Source organism: Bacillus sp. FDAARGOS_527 (assembly GCF_003812125.1).
Classification (GTDB): domain Bacteria; phylum Bacillota; class Bacilli; order Bacillales; family Bacillaceae_G; genus Bacillus_A; species Bacillus_A paranthracis.
Map to the genome: position 1 here is coordinate 4103726 of NZ_CP033795.1, position 25561 is coordinate 4129286.

At 34.8% G+C, this 25561-nt stretch carries 24 protein-coding genes, 1 riboswitch and 1 other annotated feature; of the genes, 6 read left to right on the forward strand and 18 right to left on the reverse strand.

Features of this window, described 5'->3' with window-relative positions; translation table 11 throughout:
• Positions 1–28: 28 nt before the first annotated feature.
• The 4 genes from EGX95_RS24145 to EGX95_RS24160 form a co-directional block, all read right to left on the reverse strand.
• The gene (locus tag EGX95_RS24145; RefSeq protein WP_000038262.1) at positions 29–3841 is read right to left on the reverse strand and encodes a putative mucin/carbohydrate-binding domain-containing protein; all 3813 of its coding nucleotides are present in this window, start codon (positions 3839–3841) and stop codon (positions 29–31) included.
• A 573-nt stretch (positions 3842–4414) separates the two neighbouring features.
• A complete protein-coding gene (locus EGX95_RS24150; protein ID WP_001022538.1) occupies positions 4415–5335 on the reverse strand; it encodes a thioester domain-containing protein in 921 nt (306 codons plus the stop codon).
• A gap of 109 nt (positions 5336–5444) precedes the next feature.
• Positions 5445–6284 (reverse strand): aldo/keto reductase, encoded by an 840-nt coding sequence (locus EGX95_RS24155; protein WP_000793537.1) that lies wholly within the window; start codon positions 6282–6284, stop codon positions 5445–5447.
• Between the two features lie 16 nt (positions 6285–6300).
• A complete protein-coding gene (locus EGX95_RS24160) occupies positions 6301–7464 on the reverse strand; it encodes an MFS transporter (RefSeq protein ID WP_002028815.1) in 1164 nt (387 codons plus the stop codon).
• Positions 7465–7837: 373 nt separating this feature from the next.
• Between EGX95_RS24160 and EGX95_RS24165 the strand changes: the two genes are divergently transcribed.
• The 3 genes from EGX95_RS24165 (at position 7838) to EGX95_RS24175 (ending at position 10281) form a co-directional block, all read left to right on the forward strand.
• On the forward strand, positions 7838–8182 hold the full coding sequence (locus EGX95_RS24165; protein ID WP_000816344.1) for a winged helix-turn-helix transcriptional regulator: 345 nt from the start codon (positions 7838–7840) through the stop codon (positions 8180–8182).
• Positions 8183–8617: 435 nt separating this feature from the next.
• On the forward strand, positions 8618–9058 hold the full coding sequence (locus tag EGX95_RS24170; RefSeq protein ID WP_001115309.1) for a DUF1641 domain-containing protein: 441 nt from the start codon (positions 8618–8620) through the stop codon (positions 9056–9058).
• 44 nt (positions 9059–9102) lie between these two features.
• Complete coding sequence (locus EGX95_RS24175; protein WP_000043204.1) at positions 9103–10281, forward strand: NAD(P)/FAD-dependent oxidoreductase; 1179 nt, start codon at positions 9103–9105, stop codon at positions 10279–10281.
• Between the two features lie 288 nt (positions 10282–10569).
• Here EGX95_RS24175 and tyrS read toward each other — a convergent pair whose 3' ends face one another.
• Positions 10570–11829, reverse strand: coding sequence for a tyrosine--tRNA ligase (gene tyrS / locus EGX95_RS24180; protein ID WP_001021078.1), 1260 nt, complete (start codon positions 11827–11829; stop codon positions 10570–10572).
• 50 nt (positions 11830–11879) lie between these two features.
• Positions 11880–12095: a binding site (T-box leader), on the reverse strand.
• Between the two features lie 96 nt (positions 12096–12191).
• Entirely contained in the window at positions 12192–13109 is a 918-nt protein-coding gene (gene murB, locus EGX95_RS24185) for a UDP-N-acetylmuramate dehydrogenase (RefSeq protein WP_001057094.1), read from the reverse strand.
• A 347-nt stretch (positions 13110–13456) separates the two neighbouring features.
• Between murB and EGX95_RS24190 the strand changes: the two genes are divergently transcribed.
• Complete coding sequence (locus EGX95_RS24190) at positions 13457–13534, forward strand: DUF3967 domain-containing protein (protein WP_113712207.1); 78 nt, start codon at positions 13457–13459, stop codon at positions 13532–13534.
• Positions 13535–13668: 134 nt separating this feature from the next.
• Here EGX95_RS24190 and EGX95_RS24195 read toward each other — a convergent pair whose 3' ends face one another.
• From EGX95_RS24195 to EGX95_RS24215, 5 genes are all read right to left on the reverse strand, one after another.
• Entirely contained in the window at positions 13669–13950 is a 282-nt protein-coding gene (locus EGX95_RS24195; RefSeq protein ID WP_000336245.1) for a DUF3986 family protein, read from the reverse strand.
• A gap of 20 nt (positions 13951–13970) precedes the next feature.
• Entirely contained in the window at positions 13971–14567 is a 597-nt protein-coding gene (locus tag EGX95_RS24200; RefSeq protein WP_001219915.1) for a hypothetical protein, read from the reverse strand.
• 561 nt (positions 14568–15128) lie between these two features.
• Positions 15129–15524 (reverse strand): SET domain-containing protein, encoded by a 396-nt coding sequence (locus tag EGX95_RS24205; protein WP_000573649.1) that lies wholly within the window; start codon positions 15522–15524, stop codon positions 15129–15131.
• 166 nt (positions 15525–15690) lie between these two features.
• Positions 15691–17193 (reverse strand): DUF4077 domain-containing protein, encoded by a 1503-nt coding sequence (locus EGX95_RS24210; RefSeq protein WP_123805761.1) that lies wholly within the window; start codon positions 17191–17193, stop codon positions 15691–15693.
• Positions 17194–17218: 25 nt separating this feature from the next.
• A complete protein-coding gene (locus EGX95_RS24215) occupies positions 17219–18277 on the reverse strand; it encodes an endonuclease/exonuclease/phosphatase family protein (RefSeq protein ID WP_000734841.1) in 1059 nt (352 codons plus the stop codon).
• A gap of 217 nt (positions 18278–18494) precedes the next feature.
• Positions 18495–18554: riboswitch (Fluoride riboswitch) on the forward strand.
• Positions 18555–18608: 54 nt separating this feature from the next.
• Here EGX95_RS24215 and crcB (EGX95_RS24220) point away from each other — a divergent pair.
• The gene (crcB, locus tag EGX95_RS24220; protein ID WP_000639342.1) at positions 18609–19013 is read left to right on the forward strand and encodes a fluoride efflux transporter CrcB; all 405 of its coding nucleotides are present in this window, start codon (positions 18609–18611) and stop codon (positions 19011–19013) included.
• The gene (gene crcB, locus EGX95_RS24225) at positions 19010–19366 is read left to right on the forward strand and encodes a fluoride efflux transporter CrcB (RefSeq protein ID WP_000568597.1); all 357 of its coding nucleotides are present in this window, start codon (positions 19010–19012) and stop codon (positions 19364–19366) included. The genes crcB (EGX95_RS24220) and crcB (EGX95_RS24225) overlap by 4 nt, the downstream gene beginning before the upstream one ends.
• A gap of 32 nt (positions 19367–19398) precedes the next feature.
• On the opposite strand, the gene EGX95_RS24230 is transcribed toward crcB (EGX95_RS24225), so the two are convergent.
• From EGX95_RS24230 to EGX95_RS24260, 7 genes are all read right to left on the reverse strand, one after another.
• Positions 19399–19638 carry a DUF3947 family protein gene (locus EGX95_RS24230; protein ID WP_000980970.1) on the reverse strand — a complete coding sequence of 80 codons (240 nt, stop codon included), beginning with the start codon at positions 19636–19638 and terminating at the stop codon, positions 19399–19401.
• Positions 19639–19738: 100 nt separating this feature from the next.
• Positions 19739–19972, reverse strand: coding sequence for a DUF3955 domain-containing protein (locus tag EGX95_RS24235; RefSeq protein WP_002028818.1), 234 nt, complete (start codon positions 19970–19972; stop codon positions 19739–19741).
• A gap of 157 nt (positions 19973–20129) precedes the next feature.
• Positions 20130–21323 carry an MFS transporter gene (locus EGX95_RS24240; RefSeq protein WP_001293762.1) on the reverse strand — a complete coding sequence of 398 codons (1194 nt, stop codon included), beginning with the start codon at positions 21321–21323 and terminating at the stop codon, positions 20130–20132.
• Positions 21324–21328: 5 nt separating this feature from the next.
• Positions 21329–22876 (reverse strand): ABC-F family ATP-binding cassette domain-containing protein, encoded by a 1548-nt coding sequence (locus EGX95_RS24245; RefSeq protein WP_000054842.1) that lies wholly within the window; start codon positions 22874–22876, stop codon positions 21329–21331.
• Between the two features lie 436 nt (positions 22877–23312).
• Positions 23313–23828, reverse strand: coding sequence for a spermidine N1-acetyltransferase (gene speG, locus EGX95_RS24250; protein WP_000076825.1), 516 nt, complete (start codon positions 23826–23828; stop codon positions 23313–23315).
• Between the two features lie 142 nt (positions 23829–23970).
• Positions 23971–24375: a phosphate-starvation-inducible protein PsiE gene (gene psiE, locus EGX95_RS24255; protein ID WP_000834704.1), complete on the reverse strand. Its 405-nt coding sequence runs from the start codon at positions 24373–24375 to the stop codon at positions 23971–23973.
• Positions 24376–24424: 49 nt separating this feature from the next.
• The gene (locus EGX95_RS24260; protein ID WP_000635752.1) at positions 24425–25384 is read right to left on the reverse strand and encodes a nuclease-related domain-containing protein; all 960 of its coding nucleotides are present in this window, start codon (positions 25382–25384) and stop codon (positions 24425–24427) included.
• Positions 25385–25561 lie beyond the last annotated feature (177 nt).

The following is a 25561-nucleotide window of genomic DNA, read 5'->3' on the forward strand; positions in this document are numbered from 1 at the left end:
AACATAGTGTTTTACGAGCTTTTTCTTATTATTGCACTTGCTCTAATCCATTTTGAGTAATCTTAAAGGATATTTCTTGCCCCTTCATCGCATCCTCTTTTTTAACTAACTCATTCTTTTTGTACCAATTCAAACGACTCGGTTCCGCATGGTATACTTTCAGCACATCTCCATACTCAAATGCCGTTCCATTTACTTGCCCAGCAAAATTCTTTGAAGTCTCTTGTCCTTCTGCCGTTACATGCTTTTTCTTATTTCCATTTTGATCATAAATCGTAAGGCCTATATACTGCTCATTTACAAAGCGATAATGAATCTCCTCATTTGTAAATGTTGCATGTAATTTCTTTTCAGCGTGGTTTAACGTAACAATTGAACGTGTAACATCGGACACACCTTGATAGACTAGACTATCCCCATATGTCACTTCTACAGGAACTTCCGTCACCTTCTTATTTCCAAATCGATCTTTCGTTTCTACTTTCACTTTTTGCTGACCAATTTTTGTCGTATCTATTTCCCCTACAAAACCTACTACTTCTCCACCCTGTACTTCAACAAAGTTCTTCGCGTCTAGCGTTTCGCTATTTGTTCCGATTACTACTTGCTGCGGATTTGCTTTTACTGTTTGCTCACCGTCTAATCTTTCAAATCCATTTTCAGTTATTTTGAAGACTAATTCCTTTATCTCTTTACTTTTTCCTTCGCCCACATATACATCTTTTTGATACCAATGTAAACGAGAAGATTCCGCATGATATACTTTCACTACATCTCCATACTCAAATGCAATTCCATTTACTTCCTTAGCAAATTCTTGCGTATTCTCTAAACCTTTTACTGCTATATTTTTCTTCACTCTTCCTTCTTTATCGTACAATGTGAATTCAAAATACTTTTCATCTTTAAAGTAATCATGAATTAGGTTCTTTGTATCTGTCGCACTCAGTTTTTTCGTATCATGATGCAAAGTTACAATTGATTTCAAGTCACCATCTCTATAGCTCAGTCCATATACAAGTAGGCTATCTCCATATGTTACTGTTAGAGGAACTTCTGTCACTTTCTTATTTCCAAATCGATCTTTCGTTTCTACTTTTACTTTTTGTTCACCGATTTTTGTTGTATTTGGTTTTTCTACAAATCCAACTACTTCTCCATCTTTTACTTCAACAAAGTTTTTTGCATTTATTTTCTCTACATCTGTTCCGATTACTACCTTCTGTGGTACTGCTTTTACCTCTTGTAAAGTTTCCATTCTTTCAAAGCCTTTTTCAGTTACCTTGAAGAATAATTCTTTTTCTACTTTCGCCTTACCTTGGCCAGCAAGGCTATTATTTTGATACCATTTCAAGCGGTCCGGTTCTGCATGGAATACTTTTACTACATCACCATATTCAAACTGCATTCCACTCACTTGCTCCGCAAATTTCTTTGAAGTTTCTTGCCCTTCCGCTGTTACACGCTTTTTTGTGTTCCCATTTTGATCATATAGCGTAATCCCCATATACTCTTCATTTACATAACGATAATGAACAGGATTACCTGTAAACGTTGCGTGCAGTTCCTTTTTATCATGTTGCAATGTTACAACCGAACGTATTGCATTATCATTAGCATGAAATACTAAACTATCTCCATAAATTACTTCAAGCGGCACTTCTGTTATCTTCTTATTTCCAAAAGCATCCTTCGTCTCTATTTTTACTTTTTGTTCTCCAATTTTTGATGTATTTGGTTTTTCTACAAAACCAACCACTTCTCCATCTTTTACTTGTACGAATTCTTTCGGATCTAGTTTGTCTACATCCATTCCGACTACTACTTTTTGCAGTTTCGCCGTCACTTCTTGTAAACTATCTTTTAATTCGAACCCTTGCTCAGTTATTTGGAATAATTTCTCTTTTTTATTTTTAACTTTTCCTTGATCTACAAGTTCGTTATTTTTAAACCACTTCAAACGGCTTGGTTCTGCGTGGAATACTTTTATTACATCACCATATTCAAAATCCAATTCATTTAGTTCCATCGCAAATCTTTTTCCCGTTTCTTGTCCTTCTGCTGATACACGTTTCTTTTCAATCCCATTTCGATCATATAGCGTTAAGCCCATATATTCTTCTTTTTCAAAACGGTAATGTATTTCATTATTAGTAAAGTTTACATTTAATTTCTTCTTATTGTGGTGAAGTGTCACTGTCGACATTACATCATCTGAAAGTCCTTGAAAAACTATACTGTCATCATAAAATCCGTTAACTTGGACAGGAATTGAATTTTTATTTCCTTTCTCATCCCCAATTTCTACCAACACTTCCTGTTTCCCATTCTCTAATTTAGGCCATACAATCTTTCCTGTTACTTTTACATTCTCACCTAAATTTCGAACAAGCTTACTTGCTTCATTCTCGTCAGAATCTGTACCAACTAAAAGATTTTGTACTTCATTAGCAGGTTCACCATATGGAACCTTATACAGTTCAACTTGCTTCTCACGAATATCATTACTATCTGTAGCTTTCCAGATTTCCTTTTCTAATTTAGGTAACTTTGATTTTTCTATTTTCTCTCTAATATCATCATTTGGTGTTAATCCCCACTCCTCAAAGAAAGGAATTAAATTTTGCCCTGCCACTTTTGATGTCATATAAATAAATAGCTGCTTTTTCTCTTCATCAGAATGAGGCATTTCACTCTGAGGTAACAAACGATAAGCTTGATGTAACCTAGGATAAAAATGTTCTCCATACACTACATTTAATTGCCAAAACATTGTAAGAGGATTAATGTCATCAATGAATCTTTCTGCTTTAGGCTTCTCTAAATACTCAAATGAGTTTTTATAGTGCTCATCCATTTCTAATTGATTCCCTAACGCCTTTTGAACAGCTAATGAGTAAATATTTACTGTTACTTCCCTTACTTTAGACCACTTCCACGGTTCTTGCTGATGTAAATGACCAACTTCATGCCACGGTCCCCATCCATCCTTCTCAAGTACCTCTATATCTAAAACTCTATTCATTGCAGTTGGAATATATCCTGTATGATAATGTTTCGCAAACATAAAGTCCCCTTTAGCAGGCTTCCGTTTTTCAACAAACTGAACATAATGAGTTGGAGATTTTGCAACCCCAACACTGTCCTCAGATAATCCTGCCACTGCGTTTTCTAAACGGATAATCTTATCATGCAATTTCATTAAATCTGTTGGATCCGTATTCTTCATATATTTCTGCACAGAATCGTAAGTAGTAGTAATTAAGCTTCTCTCACCTTTTAATTCAACTGCATAAGGATCCTTATATTTTTTTAACATTTCATCCCAATCTTTTTTCGTATGCTTACCTAAAATAAATAAAGGAAAGTGACTACCACCATTTGTAACGGAAGCTGTTACTTCTCCTTCGTTATTCATATTATAAAAATATAAAATACCGCCTCTTGAAGATGAAATAACATTTTTTCCTGGTTTTAAATCAAACTCCTCTGGGTCCTTTTCATCATAAGATCTCGTTCCAATAAAAGCTTGGATAGACTGCGTTCCTTTTATGTCAATTGTAATCTCTTCATTTGGCTCTGCATAAATTCCAGTCGGTTCATTAGCGGAAAGTTTCCAAGTAACTCTTAAACGATTATTTTCTTCTTCTACGCTACCTTTCCCCGGCAACTGAAATACCCTTTGCTCAAACTTATTCTCTTGAACCTCTTCTAAATTCCCACCCTTATTCTCTTCCAAAGGCGCCGCATATCCTTTTGATGCTTCGAAAGCTACTGGTGATAATAATGTAGATATACATATACCTGCTACCAATACCCTACTCTTTTTCTTCTTCGACATAATCTGTGTCCCCTGTTCCTTTATTTAGAAAAACCATCCTATATATTTATTTAATGAAAAATCCTATTATTTTTATAAAAACATTTAATAAATAGACGAACACCTCGCGCACCTGTATCTATTACTACCGCATTTCCCTCCATGTATTCGCTTTCTTACATTTGTAAAATTTTTATGTAATATGCCCTCCTCACTTCTCTCTATTTGTGATGAGTTCTCTTTGTACATAAAAAGAGAATAGTAAAAGATACACTTTAGTATTGTCATCTATACATCTAAAAATAAAAATAGTAATAAAACCTTACATTTTCTTTATATTTGACCATCTATAGGTAGTTTTTCCAACTGAATTGTACACGCTTTACACTTTGTTTGATAGACTTTTCAATTAGAATAATGTTACAATTTTGTGAATTTAATCTGTTAATCTTAACGTTTGGATTTTATTATATTTTGTTATTTCCAAATAGCTTTTAAAGTACAAACACAGTGTTTTATTTAGTTAATAATTATCTTAATATAATTTAAAATTTCATATATAAAAAGCATTGGTTAACACCAATGCTTTCATCCTTATCTTTTATATTGATTCGGTTTATGCGGTTCGTTTGGAGTATGTGGTTTATTATTATCATGACCATTTCCTTTTTTCCAGCTCACTGATAACTCCGGACTTGTTTCTTCTTCACTGCGCTCAAGTAATACGACTGCATTTTGAATTGTCGGTGTGCCTTTATGCGCAATGCCTTGTAGTTTCGTTAATTTTCCTATTACTTTAAAGCTAAATCCACCAGCTGGTGTTTGTTTCGGAACTAAAATGCGGAACTTTTCTCCTACATTAAATTCTGTTTTTGCTTCGCCTTTTTCATTTACAAATTTGGCTCCCGTTGGTGCACCTGTTGCTTGCACTTTGTACGTTCCGCTTTTTGCATTTGTGTCTACTGTATATAAGCCTGTTTCAAAGAAATCATTTTTTAATACTGCTTCTTGTTCTTCTGTAGGAGTTACACTCATCGTAATTTCTTGTAACTCATCACTAGCACTTGCTTTTGCAACGATATCTTTCGTTACCTTTTCTACATTTTTATTGCGGAAATCTAAATCATTAATATCGATTTGCTTTAACGCATTCCATACTGCAAGCTGCGTTGCATAATGTGCTTCTCTCCAATCAGAAACACCTAATTCTTGTGGACTCTTTTGTGGATATCCATTTAATAATACACGGTATACGTTAATATCCACTTTCCCCATTTCCGGTAAATCTTGACCGCTTGGAGATTTCAAATCTACATTTAAGCAAAAAGCAATTTTGCCATCTGCCGTTTTAATAAGCTCTGTTCGGATTGGTTTCTTCTTGGACTTACTATAACTCCAATCCATTTGATACTTTGTATGGTCCATCACTTCTGCGAATGCTTTTTGAAGTGGGAATAACACAAATAAAACACTTAAAAACATAGCTAAAAGTTTGAACGATTGCTTTATATTCATGTTTACAGCCCCTTAATAACAAACTTAATACTAAGTAGTATTTATTTAGAAACTGTTTTTATGCACAAAAAAAGAGCGCTTTTACGCACTCTTTTTTCTTACCTTAATCTTAGAAATCGAAGTTATCAGGATCTGGACCAACGCGGTGATTTTGATTTAACGCATCGATTTTTTCCATATCTTCTTTCGTTAATTCAAAGTTAAATACATCAGCGTTTGCAATAATGCGGTGTTCTTTCGTTGATTTTGGAATTGTAATTACTCCATTTTGAAGATCCCAACGTAAAATAACTTGCGCTGTTGTTTTACCGTGTTTCTCAGCAATCTCTTGTAATGTTTCGTTATCTAATAATTGACCTTGCATTAATGGTGACCATGCTTCCATTTGAATACCTTGTTCTTTACAGAAAGCTTGTACTTCTTTTTGTGTTAAACGAGGGTGGTATTCTACTTGGTTAATCATTGGCTTGATTTCTGCATCTTTCATTACATCTTGTAAGTGATGTACTTGGAAGTTACTTACACCAATTGCACGTACGCGCTTTTCTTTATAAAGTGTTTCTAACGCTCTCCATGTATCTTTATATTTTCCTTCTACAGGCCAGTGAACAAGATACAGATCTAAATAATCTAGTTCTAATTTTTTTAAGCTCTCTTCATATGCAGCAATTGTTTCTTCATATCCTTGATCTGCGTTCCATACTTTTGAAGTGATGAATAAATCTTCTCTTGAAATACCAGTTGCTTCGATACCTGCACGGATTCCTTCACCTACAGCTTTTTCATTTCCGTAAATTGCAGCTGTATCGATGCTGCGGTATCCTGCTTTAATCGCTGATTTTACAGCTTCTACAAGTTCTGGTCCTTCTTCTACTTTAAATACACCTAAACCGAACCAAGGCATTTCTACACCGTTATTTAATACTGCTTTACTTTGTAAGTTTTTCATTTTATTTTCTCTCCTTTTATTTTACTTGATCTCTTTTTTCTAATGTCATGCTCCACGCTGTTAAAATCACAGCGGCTACTACCATAAGGCCACCTACCCAAGCAGTATGGATTAATCCTAAAGAATTCGTTACAAGGCCACCTATATAAGAACCTAAAGCGATCCCTCCGTTAAATGCGGCAATATTAATTGCTGAAGCAACATCCACCGCACTCGGAACAAAGCGCTCTGCCAATATAACTACATATACTTGTAGCCCCGGAACATTCATAAATGCGAATAGTCCCATGAAAATAATTGTGATTAATCCAGCTACTTTAAATGGCGCTGTAAATGTTAAAACAAATAGTATAATCGCTTGAATCAAGAACATGTAAAATAGCGCTCGAATCGGATTATGATTCGATAATTTTCCGCCGACCATATTCCCTATCGCAATTGCAATGCCATACACTAATAAAATGATCGTAACTGTACTCGCTTCAAATCCTGTTACTTCTTGTAATAGGGGTGATAAATACGTAAATGTTACGAATGTACCGCCGTATCCAAGTGCAGTAATAATGAAAACAAGTAACAGTCTTCCATTTTTAATTAATTTGAATTGATCACGAAACGATACAGGTACACCATTTTTTAAATTAGATGGGACGAGTATACTGTTTGCGATAAAAGCAATAATTCCAATTACGACAATCGCCATAAATGACGCTCTCCAGCCAAATTGTTGACCGATAAACGTTCCAATTGGTACACCTGTAATAGTCGCAACTGTTAATCCAGTAAACATAATCGCAATGGCGCTAGCACGTTTATTCTCTGGGACGATTGCGGCCGCAATTGTAGATCCTATCGACATAAACACACCATGTGCAAACGCAGATACAATCCTTGCGATAATTAATATAGTGAAACTTGTTGCTACTGCCGCGATCCCATTACCAATAATGAAAATAACCATAATCCACATTAATAATGTCTTTCTCGACATACTAGCCGTTAGCGCTGTTAAAACAGGAGCTCCTACTGCTGCACCTAATGCATATAGAGAAACAGTTAAACCAGCTGTTGTAACAGAAACATGTAAATCCTCTGAAATAGATGGTAATAAACCGACACTAATAAACTCGGTCGTACCAATCCCGAACGCACTAATTGCTAGTGCTAATAAAGCAAACATACTTCTTCGATTCGTCTGAACTTCCGAAGATGGTACTGTATATGAACTCAATTGAATTCCTCCTTATTACAAGAAATCCAATCATAATAGTGCGATAAAAAGGCCCTTTTATCTTCAAAAAAAAATATTTAATCTCTACAAATGCTATTATGAATGGTTTCATTCTTTTTTTGAAGAACGCACTTTAAAGTACGATAGGCACCAAAAAGTAACATAGTCACTTTTCAGTACCGTACTACTCATTTGCCTCTTACATGTGCTATTATGAAACATATTTAACATGATAAAAAGTACGTACTTTAAAGTGCTATAGGTACTAAAAAGTAACATTTGTATGATTTAACTTATTTTACTCACAATGGGAGGGTTTCATATGAAGCAATACAATATTCCTGTAGAGGCAACTTTAGAAGTTATCGGCGGCAAATGGAAAGTTGTTATCCTTTGTCACTTAACGAAAGGTACAAAGAGAACGAGTGAATTAAAACGCTCAATGCCTGGTATTACACAAAAAATGTTAACACAACAATTACGTGAATTAGAAGACGACGGCGTTATTCAAAGAAAAGTATACAACCAAGTCCCACCAAAAGTAGAATATTCTCTTACTGATTACGGTTGGTCTTTAGAATCCATTCTTGATTCTCTTTGTTCTTGGGGCGAATGCCATCTTGAAAAAGAAGGTAAGACATCGATGCTAATTGCGGAAGGTGAATAATAGGAAAAAGGAAAAAACGAACATGAATTTGTTCATTTTTTCCTTTTTTTCTTATTATATATGTACATTTCTAACTGAAACAAAATATTTTATACGCTTTCATACCTTGTCAGTACTACGTTATACGCTCGATATGAAATAATTAGGAATCATTTTTATGTTAACATAGGTGTATATAGTATATAATATAGGATATATATTATATACACTTTCCGGTAACGGAGCTTTTCCATTATGCGGACAAGCCATATATCGGACAGTTCATAAATAATAAGTAAGACGTTATGGTTTTAGATTTATGTTTGCAGCTTACTTGCTGTCATAAATTTAAAGGCATTTTATTGTGTTTTGTGAAACTTTGTATAAAGTTTCGTAACCGTTTACTATCTTACTTATCAAAAATAAGAGTATTGCTATCGTAAAGGAGAATTGGAGATGCCAGAAACTATGACTCAAACAAAGCCAGAACAAGAAACTGTACAAATTTCTGCTAGCCAAGGACAACTTGATGTACTTGATCAGTTGTTAAAACCTGAGGTACAAGAATCATTAACAACACTAGTAGAACAGCTTCCAAAATTAACTGAGCTTGTTAACATTTTAACTAAGTCTTATGACTTCGCTCAAACTGTTGCTACTGATGAAGTATTAAAAAGCGACACTGTTGGTGCAATCACAGAGCTTGTAGAACCTGTAAAAGATACAGTGAAAAGCATGGCTGCAACTGCAATCGAAGCGAAAGATCGTGCTGACGAAAGCAACGAAGTTATCGGCCTATTCGGTCTTTTAAAATTACTAAAAGATCCACAAGCACAAAAAATGTTCCGCTTTGTGAACGCATATCTTCAAATTAGTGCAGAACGTAACAATAAATAAGTTAACTTATAACAACAATTAGTAAAGACGGGGGATATCATACTATGTCAAAACAAATTGTCATCTTAGGCGCTGGTTATGGCGGTCTTCTTGCCGCTTTAAACGTACGTAAATATTACAGCAAATCAGAAGCACAAGTTACAGTGATTAACCAATACCCAACACACCAAATTATCACTGAACTACACCGCCTTGCAGCTGGTAACGTGTCTGAGCAAGCAGTTGCAATGCCACTTACAAAGCTTTTCAAAGGTAAAGATATCGATCTAAAAATCGCAACAGTTGAGTCATTCTCAGTTGATAGCAAAGAAATCAAATTAGCTGGCGGCACTACTTTATCTTACGATGCACTTGTAGTTGCTTTAGGAAGTAAAACTGCTTACTTCGGTATTCCAGGACTAGAAGAAAACAGCATGGTATTAAAATCTGCTGCTGATGCAAACAAAATCTACAAACACGTTGAAGACCGTATTCGTGAATACGCGAAAACGAAAAACGAAGCTGATGCTACAATCGTAATCGGTGGTGGCGGATTAACTGGCGTTGAGCTAGTTGGTGAGCTTGCTGACATTATGCCTAAACTTGCAAAAAGCCACGGCGTAAATCCAAAAGAAGTGAAACTTCTTCTTGTTGAAGCAGGTCCAAAAATCCTTCCAGTATTACCAGACCACTTAATCGAACGTGCAACTACTAGCCTAGAAGCACGCGGCGTTACATTCTTAACTGGTCTTCCTGTAACAAACGTTGCTGGCAATGAAATTGACTTAAAAGACGGTCAAAAACTTGTTGCTAACACATTCGTTTGGACGGGCGGCGTTCAAGGTAACCCACTAATCGGTGAATCAGGTCTTGAAGTAAACCGTGGTCGTGCAACAGTTGATGCATACCTACAATCTACTTCTCACAAAAACGTATTCGTTGCTGGAGACAGCGCTGTTGTCTTCGCTCCAGACGGACGTCCATACCCACCAACTGCACAAATCGCTTGGCAAATGGGTGAGTTAATTGGATACAACTTATACGCAGCACTAGAAGGCAAAGCATTCGAAGAGTTCGCACCTGTAAATTCTGGAACACTTGCTAGTCTAGGACGTAAAGATGCGGTTGCTACAATCGGAGCAAGCAATACTCCACTTAAAGGCTTACCAGCATCATTAATGAAAGAAGCAAGTAACGTTCGTTACTTATCACACATTAAAGGTCTATTCAGCTTAGCTTACTAATCTGAATATAAGCCCGAATCATGCACTGCATGGTTCGGGCTATTTTTATCCATAATTTTCTCTAACTTATTTATTCGGCAAAAAAATTATATACCCTTTAAATTTATCTAAATATACTGACTTTTTATAATGAAAGCTGTCCCGTTCGGAACAGCTCTTATTGTCGCTTTTTGTCGGTAAATCGATATATCGGAGAAATCGCTGATATATTTCGAAAATCGCCGATATGTTTCGAGTTACGGTCGATATATTCAAAAAATCGCCGATATAATTTTTAAACCTTCTTCATTATCCTAACTTCACAAGGCTGTAGTTCTTCTTCCCTTTACGAATAATAATAAATCGTCCATCAAATGAATTCTCTACCGTAACATCCGTACCTACATCCGTTACTTTTTCGCCATTCATAGAGATAGCTCCATTATTAATATCTTCACGTGCTTGTCGTCTAGATGGTTCAATTCCTAAATCAACTAGCCATTCTACGATGTTTTTCGTCTCTTTTGAAGACTGGAATGTTGGCATTTCTTTAAAGCCTTGCTCAATTTCATCAGCTGTTAACGATTTAATATCTCCGCTAAATAACGCTCCTGTAATTTTCACAGCTTGCAGCAATGCTTCTTCTCCATGAACAAATTTCGTCATTTCTTCCGCTAATACTTTTTGCGCTTCACGTTTATGAGGCTCTGTTTCTACCTTCACTGCCAATTCATCGATGCGCTCTTTCGTTAAGAATGTAAAGTATTTCAAGTATTTAACTACATCGCGGTCATCTGTATTCACCCAGAACTGGTAAAATTCAAATGGTGTTGTTTTTTCAGGATCAAGCCAAACTGCACCACCTGCTGATTTACCAAACTTCGTACCATCTGATTTCAATAATAACGGAATCGTCAATCCAAATACTTTTGCTTCGTGCCCTTCTAACTTACGAATTAAATCTAAACCACTCGTAATATTTCCCCATTGATCACTACCGCCAATTTGCAGTTGAACATCCTCTTTCGTGTATAAATGATGGAAGTCCATCGCTTGTAAGATTTGGTACGTAAATTCTGTGAAAGAAATTCCTGTATCTAAACGACTTGCTACGATATCCTTTGCTAACATACTATTAATGCTAAAGTTTTTCCCGTAATCACGTAAAAACTCAATAATATTTATTTCATGTGTCCAGTCGTAGTTATTTACCATCTTTACTTCGCTATTTCCGCCAAAATCAAATAGCTTTTTCATTTGAGCTGTTAACGCATCTACATTATGCTGCACTACTTCTAACGTTTGAAGTTGGCGTTCTGATTGACGTCCACTTGGATCACCAATTGTTCCTGTTGCTCCGCCAATTAAAATAACTGGATGATGACCAGCTAATTGAAATCTTTTCATCATCATAAACGGAATCAAATGTCCGATATGCATACTATCGCCAGTTGGATCAACTCCGCAGTATAGCGAAATCTTTTTCTCTTCTACTAGCTTACGTAAACCTTCTTCGTCAGTCTGTTGATTAATGGCGCCGCGCCATTCTAATTCATCAATAATGTTCATCTTTTGTCATCCCCTTTATTTTTAAAAACAAAAAATCCCTATGTCTATGACATAGGGACGATGATTCACCGTGTTACCACCCAGTTTGTATAAATAGCATAGCTACTCATACCACTCTTAGCAATAATATCGATTGCCAATCCGCTTAGCATTACCTAAGATACTCCAGAGTGTAATTCGCAAATTTGTTTGTGCTAGGTTCCAGCATCCCCTAGCTCTCTCGTTAACAGTGACAAACTGCTACTGGGCTCTTTCAACGTATGTTATTTGTTAAATTATTAGCCATTATATTGAATTGCAAACGAATTGTCAACAATACCCAAATATTATTTTAAAATAATTCGCAGTTTCATACGTATATATTATTCTTTATCTTCTCCAATAATCCTTACTTCGCGCTCTAACTTCACGCCAAATTTCTCTTCAACTGTTTTTTGTACGAAGTGAATTAAATCGATGTAATCTTGTGCTGTTCCGTTATCAACATTCACCATAAATCCAGCATGTTTTAGAGAAACTTCCACTCCGCCAATTCGCTTACCTTGTAATCCTGATTCTTGAATCAATTTACCAGCAAAGTTATTTGGTGGGCGTTTAAATACGCTACCACATGAAGGATATTCTAGAGGTTGTTTTGACTCACGTTTAAACGTTAAATCATCCATTTTTGCTTTAATTTCTTCATATACACCTTCTTCAAGTTCAAATCTCGCTTCAAGAATAATGTAATGGTTGTTCGCAAATACACTCTTACGATATCCAAATTCAAATGCTTCTTTCGTCAAAGTACGTAGCTCTCCATCACCTGTCATTACGACAGCTTCTGTTAATACATACGAAATTTCACCGCCGTATGCACCTGCATTCATATATAATGCTCCGCCAACTGAACCTGGAATACCACAAGCGAACTCAAGACCCGTTAAGTTATGGTCTAACGCAATACGTGATACGTCAATAATTGCTGCACCGCACTGTGCTACAATTGTCGTTCCTGTTACAGTAACACCTGTAATATGAATTAAACTTACTGTAATCCCGCGAATTCCACCGTCTTTAATAATGACATTCGAACCGTTCCCTAAAAACGTAACTGGAATATTATATTTGTTAGCATATTTAATAACTTTTTGAATTTCATCATAATTTGTTGGCGCAACGAACACATCTGCTTTTCCACCAACTTTAATATGCGTATGATTCTTTAACATTTCATCTTGTTTCACATGACCTTCAGGCAATACCGTACTTAAATATTCATAAACCTCTTGCATATTCATTTTACGATTCCTCTATTTCTATATTCTTTTTATCCCGTTATACGGGCCCATAATATCCCCACATACATGAACAAACCTAAAGTGGTGGATACAGTGTACCCAAAATCAATTCGAGACACCTATTAACCTCTTAATTTATAAGAGGTGCCACTCATATTAAAATATATATTGCATAATAAAGCAACCCAAATGGGCTACTAAACTTGACATGTCATCAGAAAGACAACAATTTGTAAAATATATTACTTTTTCAAAACACTATCCTTCAGTATCTTACTATACCATACGAAAATAAAGTGGTATTTTTTTGTAATTTTTACTTTGTTTATGACATATAAGAAAATCGATTGAAAGCGGGAGATAAGACTCTCATGAAGATACTAAGTGAGATACAGGAATCAAAGGATTTAACGAAGGAATTTTAAGATGAAGTGGCAGTTGTGAAAGAGAAGAAAAAGCCGTGTTAGAAGTTTTGGTAAGGTTTGTATATAAACTACAAAAAGGTAGAAAAGTATACTTTTCTACCTTTTTGATTAGTGGAATAAAGATAAACCAATTTTTAAACAATGTTATTAGTTTTTAACCACTTTTCAAAAATTAATCTAGATTGTTCTTCAGTAGCATCTTTGTCATCTATTGTAAATATTTTTAAACCGCATCCAGTAAAATATTCACCTAATTTATGTTTGCTAGCAAATTCATATAAAAAACCCGCTTCATACTCTTCAATAAATACATCCCAAATAGGTTTGTTTATTTTTTTATATGCAGTGACTTCTAAATCATAACCATCTTCATAATAGCCTATATGCATATGCTGGTGTGTTTCATAGTTACACATAATGTGAAATAACCTCCTCTTTACCAAATAATATGATGATCATTTAAATTTGGTGGAACATGATAATGTAAATATGGTCCTTTATGATATACCGGGCCATAATCTAACCTAAATATAACTTGTTTCGTAGCTTTAGATCTTACTTGAATAATTTTTGTTCCAGATGGTCCTTCAAGGATATATTTACTTGGTGCGTTTAATGCTTTTTGTACATATGGTCTTGCTATCTTCCAACCTTTATCGGCAGCTGTTCTGCCTACTTTTGAAGTTAAAACCCTTAATGCTCCGATAACAAGAGCTGGTAATATTTCTTGTTTAACTATTAATTCACCTGTAAGAGGATTTTTTTCAATAACATATTCAACTCTTGGTTTACTTAGTTCTCCTTCTAATTGTAAAAATACAGGATCAGTTACTAAAAAATCATATTCATTCTCAAATTTTTCAAAATCGAAGTTAGAAACATCGACATTAGATAAATCAATGCCACCATCTTCTTCAGGAACATATTCTTCGACAATCGTATCATCATTTAATTCAACAGTTGCATCAACAAATGATGGCAATGCAAAACTAAACATTAACACGAAAGAAAGTATCCCAGCTATAATTCTCATCTACCGTTCTCCTCTCAAATCTTATAATAATGAGAAATAGCTAAAATTTACATTTCCTATTATTTCTCACTATTAAAGAATAAAATAAACAAAATTTTCTAACAAGACTGAAAATAAAAGTCCGAATTTGTTATTATTAATTTGTATAAAATAATAACTTAATAAGATTAAAAATAAATTAACTAAAAATCTCTTCCTCTATACTATAAAGCTAATAAAGCATCTCCCTAAAGATACAATGCTGTATCTTTAGGGAGATGTTAGTGCAAACCATTCTAAGACATACCAATCAATTTTACCAATCCACCTTTACCCCATTGGAGATGGGATATAGTAATTTTTAAATCGTTGTAAGGTTAGATTTAAGCCTTTCACCATATCATTTAGTTGTAAATATAGTGTATTTCTTGGCTCTGTATACTCCTAAATACTCTCCCATTTCTATAAACAGAAAAATTACTTTATCACAGGGCTCAATCGTAGGATTTCTCCACCAGCTGACTGGACACGCCATAAAAAAGAGCACATCCCACAGAATGTGCTCTTTCCAAACTCTTTATATTACTTTTCGTTCTCTTCTTTTTCCTTATCAAACCATAACAGCTCATCGTTATCCACTTCACCATTATAATTGATTAAGATTTCTTCTCCCGCTTTTATATCTTTATAAGCATAGAAGTTAAATGTATGATTCTCAAAGACAATATCATACGTCGCATTCGGTGTATATGAATGATTGAATAACATGCCGTATCCTAAAAGGATTGCCGTATGATTAATCCCATACTCAAATGCGTAGTCAGCAAGTAATGTTTTCTCAATGTGTTCATGCTGTTCATTCGGATAAGAGATAACTGGCGCTGCGTGTATCAACTCACCTTTTTTAATATCACGAGTTGCAAATACACCTCTATTAAATTCTCCATCACTAAGTTCAGAAGTCTTAACTTCGATCATATACGTCACCTATTTAATTCTTTCTTTGAAGTATTTTAATTCCGCTATTAGCTGAATTTCATCTTCTTAAGCTTGGCAGAAAACGAGCAGAAAAGCAATTAAAATCCGAGCAAGTCTTCGTTTAAATGAAAAAAGGGCACAAACGTTGTGCCCTTTTTAAGTGATATTACTTTTCTAAAATATCTTCTAACAATTTCACTTGCTCGCTAACAGTATGTAATGTCTTCACAGATGTATCATTTCGATGTTTTTCTTCTTCCACACTTGCTAACACTTCTTCTGTAGCCGCAGAAGTTTGCTGGATTACATTGGAAGCATGTGTAACATCCTTTACGATATTCGTCGTTTTAACTTGGAAACTTTCTTGATGACCAACGATTCCTCTCATTACATCATTAATTTCATCAATAAACTTCCCTAAATCCGTTACATTTGTTAAAACACTTACTAGCATTTCATTACATTCTTCTTGTACTCTTTCTGATTTCTCTACCCGTAGTTCTACCTTACTTGCTTGATTACTAAACTCCTTCAAAATCCCTTGAATTCTTCCCGCAGAACGATTCGATTCCTCAGCAAGCTTTAATACTTCATTCGCTACAATCGCAAATCCTTTTCCATGCTCACCTGCTCTTGCGGCTTCAATATTTGCATTTAAAGCTAGTAAACTCGTCTGACTTGAAATATTCGTTATTACATCTACAATCTCATTAATTTGCTTCGACTGCATCATTAAATCTCTAAATATAACTCCTGATTGTGAAACAACATCATTTAAACTTTTCATATTTGCTTCAAAGTTTCTTAAAGTATGTACACTACCCTTTGAAATTTCTAAGCTTTCATCAATACGAATCGATGCATTTCTTACTTGAGAAATGATTTGTTCAATATTTCCCTCCATATCATTCAATACTTCTACCGAACGATGCATCATCTCTGATTGTGATTGCGTACCAACTGCTACCTCTTCAAAAGCGAAATTAATTTCACTCATTGACTCCATCGATGTATTCATATTTTGTCTTAAATAATTGAAATTACGATCTAGTTTTACAACCGTTTCCTCAATAAGTCTTTGCGTTTCTTCTAATTCCTGAGCTTTTCTCATTACTTCTTGCTTCTCATCACTTAAACGAGCTAGCAAGTTAGAACCAATTTTCGTGACGCCCCACATAGCGATTGTTACGATTGCTAACAAGCTTGCGAAGTTTGCAGCTTCAGATGCAGCTGTATAAGCAAAAAATTGCTCTGGCCAATAACTACAAAGAATAAATGTGATTACAACTGCCACTCCGCCTAGAATTACAACGAGACGTTCACTTAAATAAATAAGTGAAACGGCTAGTGTAAAATAGACCATTTGAAATACAGCTGGGCTTTCATTAAAAGCTTGTACCATAATGAAAGACATCATAAGCAACATAAATGTCATGATATATTTATACATCGTTTCCATGCTTTTTATAAAAGTAAGAAGTGTTCCAAATACAACGACAGAAATGCCACAAACCCAAAACACGATTGCTCTCTCTGTAAAAATATATCCGTAATACCCAATTGCGATGATTCCAAGGAAGAAACTACAAATCGTAATAAACAGCAATAAATGATTTTTCTGTGATTCTTTCTCAAGGTTAGAAAAACAAGTTTTCTTTAACCATTCCATATATAGTCCCACCTTCTGCACTTAATTACTTCAGCTTAAATACCGCACTCACTGGGTTATGATCACTATTTTCAAACTTTAAATCTTTTCCTTGCACATTTACAATCTCAACATTCGGTGAAACGATAAAGCCATCAATAATCGTGACGAAGTTTTCACCTTCTACATATTTCTTCACATCGTCTCTCACCGTCATAACAGAAGGATCTACCGCCCATTTAAAGCCACCATCAGTAAAGTCCTTCGGTAACTCTACTAGCCACTCAGGACGCTCCTTCACAAACTTTGGATCACTTAATTGAACATCAGAAACTAATTGATTCCAATCTCCGCCCATTATTACGTAATCACCATTTTTATAATGCTTGTTCATATATTCTTTTAAAAACTCTACTTGCTGTTTTCTAATTTTCCCGCCTTCATCGTACGCAGACAAATGTAAGTTTACGAGTCTAACATGCTTTCCATTATTAACAGGGATTGTATGTTCAACAATCGCCCGATCTAAATCAAATAAACGCTTCGGCCAAGGCTCCATTCCAGGAAGCTGGAATCTCTTCGCTTCTTGAACAGTGTATTTAGAAAACGTACTTAACCCAGCCTCCGCATATCCCATTGGATTTGTTATTGGCACTGGAACCCATTTCGTATCGTAGTTCTTGCCAAATGACGAAACATAATCAGGTAATCCTTTTTTCAAAAATTCATGTTCATTCACATCAAATGATCGAAGTGATTTTATATCAACTTCTTGTAGTAGCGCAAAATCACTATTCTCATTTTGTAAAAACGAAAGCATATTCTTTAGGTTAACTTCCGTTTGCTCTTTACTACTTGAACCAGATCCCTTTCCCCCATCCATAAAGAAATCTTGCTCCTTATCTAATCCAGCATATCCAATATTAAATGTTGTAACTTTAAATTCATTTCCTGTCGCTAATACGCGCTCTTTATTATTTTCCACCTTCAAACTTACACTATCCGCAGGCTGTTCTTTAGTAAGTGTCATATACCCTAAAAAACCACCTACAACTCCCAATCCTACTAAAATACATATAAGTACTATTTTTAACAATTTCTTCAAATAAACGCCCCTTTTCTAAAACACACAACTTAATTTTCCTTATTTTCAGTTAACTAAAACCGAATGACAGACATAACAAATATTTTATCATATCAAAAACCTTATATCACTATATTTAGTTTATAAACAATAACTCTTGCTCTTACATTATCAAAAATACAAAATCCCCTAACTCCTTCACTGGAAATCAAGCGCAATGTTTAGTACACTATATGTAATAATCATAGGCGATGGAGTTCGCCATAAACGCTGCTTAGCTAATGACTCCTACCAGTATAACTACTGGTAGGAGTCTATTTTTTTGAGCAAGCTATTTAAAGAGGTGAGAAAATTGATTTATATTATCGTCGGCATTTCCGGTATATTAGGGGCCCTTTCTCGTTATTATTTAGGTCTTACGATTCATGAATCTTGGCATTATACATTTCCACTAGCTACATTACTGATTAACTTAGTCGGCTGCTTCTTATTAGCGTGGCTGACTACGTATATCGCTAAGCTCAACATCTTATCTTCAGATGTAATCACAGGCATCGGGACAGGATTCATTGGTTCTTTTACGACGTTTTCAACATTTAGTGTAGAAACTATTCAATTGATCAATCATTCCGAGTGGAGCATAGCCTTCTTATATGTATCATGCAGCATACTTGGTGGCCTCATTATGTCTGGACTTGGCTATACACTAGGTAATTTCTTACTTAAGAAACATCTTACGGAAGGTGATCACTTATGATAGAAGCTTTATTAGTCGCAACAGGAGGATTTTTCGGTGCAATTACGCGATTTGCAATTAGCAATTGGTTTAAAAAAAGAAATAAAACTTCCTTTCCAATTGCTACATTTCTCATTAATATAACAGGAGCGTTTTTACTCGGATATATAATTGGCAACGGAGTCACTACAGGTTGGCAATTATTATTAGGTACTGGATTTATGGGTGCCTTCACGACATTCTCGACGTTTAAACTAGAATCTGTTCAGCTTCTCAATCGTAAAAGCTTTAGCACATTCCTTTTATATTTAAGCGCTACTTACATAGTTGGTATCCTCTTCGCATTCCTTGGAATGCAGCTAGGCGGAATATAAAAAAGAAAGCGACTCTTATCAGTCGCTTTCTTTCATAAGAAATAAGTCCCACCATATGGAATGGAAAAGAAACTAGCTGGATACACATCATAATTCACACTTTGCATCGGAAATTGTGAGTATGGCATATACTGTCCTTGCATCATTTGTGCCAAATATGCTTGTTGCTGCATTTGAATCACTTGATTCACAGCATGAATGGTTCCCTGTGCCCCGGCAAGCGTAATAGCTGCCCCCACTTGTCTACCACTATAAAAATAATGATTCATCATTATTCAACTCACTTATTATTTTTCTTCCATATCGTATGTTTCTATTTCATGAGGAGTGTTTCATTCCGATTAATGGATCCCTCACTAATTAAACCTCATTTTATCTATTATTTTTTTTCAGCTTTGAAGTAATAAATCCAAATAGTAATACACCAATACCACTAAGGAACAATACATAACTTATCGGTACTAAGAAAAAGAAAGGTTCTTCAAGGAACCCATTCGCTCCTACTTTACTGTTTGAAGCATGTATCGTTAAAGAAATAATCGCTAAAATCATGAAAGAAATAGCTACTACGTATGTATTTTTCATTTCACATTCTCCTCTATTCATATAATTACCCTTAGATTGTTAACATCATATTACCCAAAACAACATTAACAGTCAATAATTATTTATTGTTTTACAATAAATAATTATTGACTGTTATAAACAAAAAGGTTTGCGAAGTATCTGAAATTGCCTCACAAACCTTTTCAAACATCAATATTTACACTTCAAATCTCTTACTTACTACAACATAAATCGCACACAACAGCACAAATATTCCAGCACAAATTAACAAAATTTCTACACTAAACATATCAGCCAATGGGCCAAATATTATCATTCCTAAAGGAAGCGCGCATGAATTAGCGATTTGTACAACACTAAACATCCGCCCATGCATAGAAGGTTCTACTTTTTCCTGTAATAACACGGTAACTGGTGTATTGAAGCACGGCATTGTTATACCAATTAAAAAATTAAATAGTAAATACATAATAAATATTGGTGCAATCCCTAATCCAATCATAAGCAGTCCATATAACGCACAAGCTAGCGCTGTTGTATGCATACGATTACGAAAGCCACCCCACGCCGCAATTAATACGCCACCAGCTGCTGCCCCCGCACTAAAAGTCATCTCGCTAGCAGTAAGTCTCCACATTTCTGCACCGAAAGAACGAGTTACCATTAAAGGTGTTAAAAAGGCAGCTGGACTTATTAAGATCATGACAATGATTAATAAAACAAGTAGCCTTTTAATAAATACATTTTCTTTTAAATAAACAAAACCTTCTTTTATACCTTGCAGATTAGATTTTTGCTTACTCCCTACATTCACATGTCCTTCTACTTGGATGATAAACATAATACTAATTCCGATCATAGCTGTCATAACATCAATAAAAAATGTCGCTTCAATGCTAGCAATGGAAAGAATTGCAGCACTTGCTGCTGGAGAAAGAAACATAATTAAAGATGTAATACTGCTATTGATCCCATTTACTTTCATAAGAAAATCTTTTGAAACGATTTGTGGGATTAACGCATTCACAGCTGGCGTTTGTACCCCTGTCCCAGCAGAACGAATGAGTAGCACTATAAAAAGTAACCAAATACTTTTATATCCTGTTAAAAATAAAATTGCTAAAACTAATGTAGCAATTGCTATAACCCCATCCGATAACATAATCATCTTTTTACGGTCGTAACGATCAATCCAAACACCCGCAAATAAAGAAATCGCAATTTGTGGTAAGAAACCACAAACGGTTGAAATGGTCAACATTACCCCTGACGATGTTGTAAGGGTGATATACCATATAATTGCGTACTGCACGAGAGATGAACCGAACAACGAAATAGTTTGAGCAGTCAAAAATAATATAATTTTCGTTTTCCAATTATTTTCACTCATATGCTTCACACCCCCTTAACTAATCCCTTCTCTATATTAAAAATACTATCTGCCCAATCAAGATAAAAACTTGCTTCGTGAGATACAAGTATAATGCTCCCCTTAAACTGTATTAATGCCTTTTGCAAAGCTTCCTTCGCTTCTGCATCTAAATGATTTGTCGGCTCATCTAAAATTAAGAAGTTACAAGGTGATAGTAATAATCCACACAGTTTCACCTTCGATTGTTCACCACCACTTAACGTACGAATTTCTTGCGAAACGTGCGTATCCTTCACTCCACACGCAGCTAAATGATGGCGTATTTCCTTCATATTCAGTTTAGGAAACTGTTCTGAAATAATTTGAAGCGGCGTTAAAGAATCATTGCTCCAATTTAAATCTTGCTCATAATATCCAATCTTTATTTGCTCTGAAAATTGAAATTCTCCAGAAATACTAACAATATTCCCAACGATTGTTTTTAATAAAGTAGATTTCCCTACTCCATTGAAACCTGTAATAACAAGTTTTTGCCCACCCATTACTGAAAAATTCAACTTTGGTAAGAGCGCGAAATCGTAGCCAACTTCAAGGTTCTTTACTTCAAGAACTGTCTGAACTGAAATGGGAAGTTCCTGAAAATGAATAGACGGCTTATGAGTAAAACTTGGCGGCGCAATTCTTTCCATACGTTGCAATTGCTTTCTACGTCCTTGTGCTATTTTTGAATTCACTCCAGCAATATTTCTACGAATATACTCTTCCGTTTTTTCAATTTTCTTTTGCTGTGCATAATATTGGCGAATATAATCTTTTCGCAAATGCTCCTTTTGTCTTACAAAATCTGAGTATTTGCCGTAATACTTCTTCACCGTTCCAAACTCTACATCACATATGCAAGAAGTCACTTTTTCTAGAAACTCAAAATCATGTGACACGACAATAAACGCCCCTTCAAAATTCATCAAATAATTAGCAAGCCATTCAACATGCTCTTTATCAAGAAAGTTTGTCGGTTCATCTAGTAATAAAATATTAGGCTCTTCTAATAAAAGCTTTGCTAAAATTACCTTTGCACGTTGTCCTCCGCTTAATTCACCAATAACACGATTCATCCCAATCGCATCAATACCTAAACCGGCTGCCACCTTATTTATGAAGCTGTCTACTGAATAAAAATCACGAGCCTCGAGCAGTCCTTGCATTTCTGCCGCTTTTAATAGTTGATTTTCATCTCCAGTCATCGCACTTTCTTCATATAACTTGTTCATTCTATCTTCCATTTCATACAAATCATTAAAGGCTCTCTTTAAATATTTTGAAATGGTATAACTCTCATCAATTTCTGCGTATTGATCAAGATGTCCGATTTGAATATTAGGTTGCCACTTAATGCTCCCCTTATCAGAAATAATTTCCCCCACCAATATTTTCATTAACGTACTTTTTCCTGCACCATTCTGTCCAACAATCCCCATATGTTCCCCTTTATGCAAATCAAAAGAAGCATTTTCGTATAATACTTTATCTATAAAACTATGTGATAAATTTTCAACTTTAAGTAAACTCATTTTTATTCCTCTTTTCCTGAAATTAAAAAAGCAGAGAGATAGCGTCATTCGACACTAGCCCTCTGCTTCGTGGTTTTTTCCATACTACTCCAATTTACAGTAAAAACTCATTGGAATAATATACACAAAGGGCCATAGACAAAGCATTGTCTATGGCCCCTTAATCTATTTTATACATCAGCTAAATAACCATAACGAAATAAGCATAGGTAGACTATACTTTTTTCAAAAAATTATTCAGCCGATGAATATAGAGGTTTTATCCCCCTTGATTAAGCTCCGTACAACGCTTCACCGTATACATTTGTGCGGAGCAAAGTTTTCTAATGAGTTTTACAAATTTTATATAAAGCATGTTCTGCACCTTCCTTAATACTTAAAAGGGATTTTAGCATACAGTTTTATGAAGCGTCAACATTACTTCAAAATCATTCAACTACTTATTTTCAAAATATTGCTTCTGAAACATACACATTCTTATGGCATTATGATAGTTACCATCAACGAAAAACTCGTCTAACAGTTCACCTTCTACCATAAATCCAACCTTTTTATAAACATGTACCGCTTTTTCATTTTCCTTATCCACCACTAAATAAATCTTATGCATATTTAATACAGAAAAAGCGTAATCCATCGCTAACCGCGTCGCTTCCGCTGCATAACCGTATCCTTGATAATTCGGGTCAATAATGATTTGGAATTCTGTTCTACGGTGAATATAATCGATTTCCACTAACTCAACTAACCCAACCATTTCATTATCTTTTTCAACGATAAATCGGCGTTCACTTTGATCGTGTATATGTTTATCGTATAAGTCTTGCAGCTCCACAAATGCCTCATACGGCTCTTCAAACCAATACGACATAATATGTGCATTATTATTCAGTTCGTGTACAAACTTTAAATCTTCTCGCTCTAATGGACGCAATTTCAATTCCTGACTCATTTCTATAACCTCCAAGTAAAAGAAACCTCTTCATTTAATTTCTCAATTTTTTTCAATTTCAAACGCCCTAATTTCATTGTAAACTTTCAAGTAACTTTAAGGTCAAGGTATAAAAAAGTAGTGCAAACTTATGTCTGCACTACTACTCTTTTCTCAAATCTCTCATATTCGATATGTATAAAGCAATAACTAAAACAAGAATTGCTCCTGCGTATAATAACGTCTCCATCGGTTCCTCATGAGACACAATAATCAATCGAATTAAGGCTGTAATTCCGATATAAATAAAATAACGTAACGGGAAATGATAGTTCGATTTAAAATACTTAATGATTAATGCTATGAACTCGAAGTATAAGAAATAGACGATGATACTTTCAACTAATTTATATGACGTATACTTCTTTGCTGAAAATATGTATTGAATAAAAGTAATCGTCTCATTAATTAAAAAGATAGATAAGACAATGGATAATATAATTAGCGCTATATTTAATATCCACTGTAAAACACTCGCGATAAAATGATCAATATTGAATGATTTCATTTTCTCATTAAACTCCCCTTCGTATAAGTACTTATTCATTATAGCAAAATTATAATTGGAGGTGGGTTAAATCATAGGTTCGTCCTTTGTTGGTGCCGGTGTGTGGGATGTTCATTGTTTGGAGGAGTCTTTTGACAGTCGCACTCGATTGAACGTTAAGAAATTTCTTCAACTGCATATTTGTACAAGTGTCACCAATAAGAAGTACGTAATCTTTTAAAGCAAACTCATGCGCCACTTTAGAGATAGCTTTACAGTTCGAACAATACCAGCCTTTTTTCAATTTAAACATTGGTAGTACAGAACATACCTCACATTGTACACCGTGTAACAACTCTTCTTTTTTAATTTTAAATTGTTCAAGAATATTTTGCCGTAATGGAGCATGGTTGGCTACTATTTGACGAATAAGAATATCTACATTTTTTATAGCTTTTTTCTTATATTTACTCTCAAACCATTTGATTTTATTAGGTAAATTTGCACTGTGGATAATTATATTAAGGAGATTATCATCTGAAGCTTTAATAATAGTTCGGGGGTTACTAATCACAACAAGTGATTCAATTGGAAAACGAGAAAATCCATTTAGACTCAACCATTTCCTAAGCTGTTCCTCTTGTCTTTTCACTTGTAGAATTGGATCTGGAAAGCCTTCTGAATTTCCCTCTGATATTCTAATAAGTTGATTAAACTTTGAATCAAATAGTAACGTACCTGCTATATTTTTTATTTCGAGGAAAAGAAGAAAATATGCTGAAATGATAATCGTATCAATTTGAAAATGGTAATTTTGATCAAACAACCTTATATCGTGCAAAATACGATATTTTTCCTCCGAGAGAAAACTTAGCGGATAATTAATAGCTTGTTCACCTTTATAACCAGCCTTATGCTTCGCCAAACTTTCTACAATCATATCTCGTTTCGGATGATGAGCTGGTAATCGCCTAAATAACGCTTCTAATTGCCGTAAATAAATCGGCATTTGCCGTTCTTTCACAATCATCTTTAGCCCTCCCCAAAATATATCGACGATTTTTCAAATATATCGACGATAACTCACAATATATCAACGATTTTTTCATTATATCGACGATTCGACATAGAATATCGACTTACCGACAAAAAACGACACAACAAGTACTCATAAACAGTATATCACCACATCTAAAATCGCACTGTA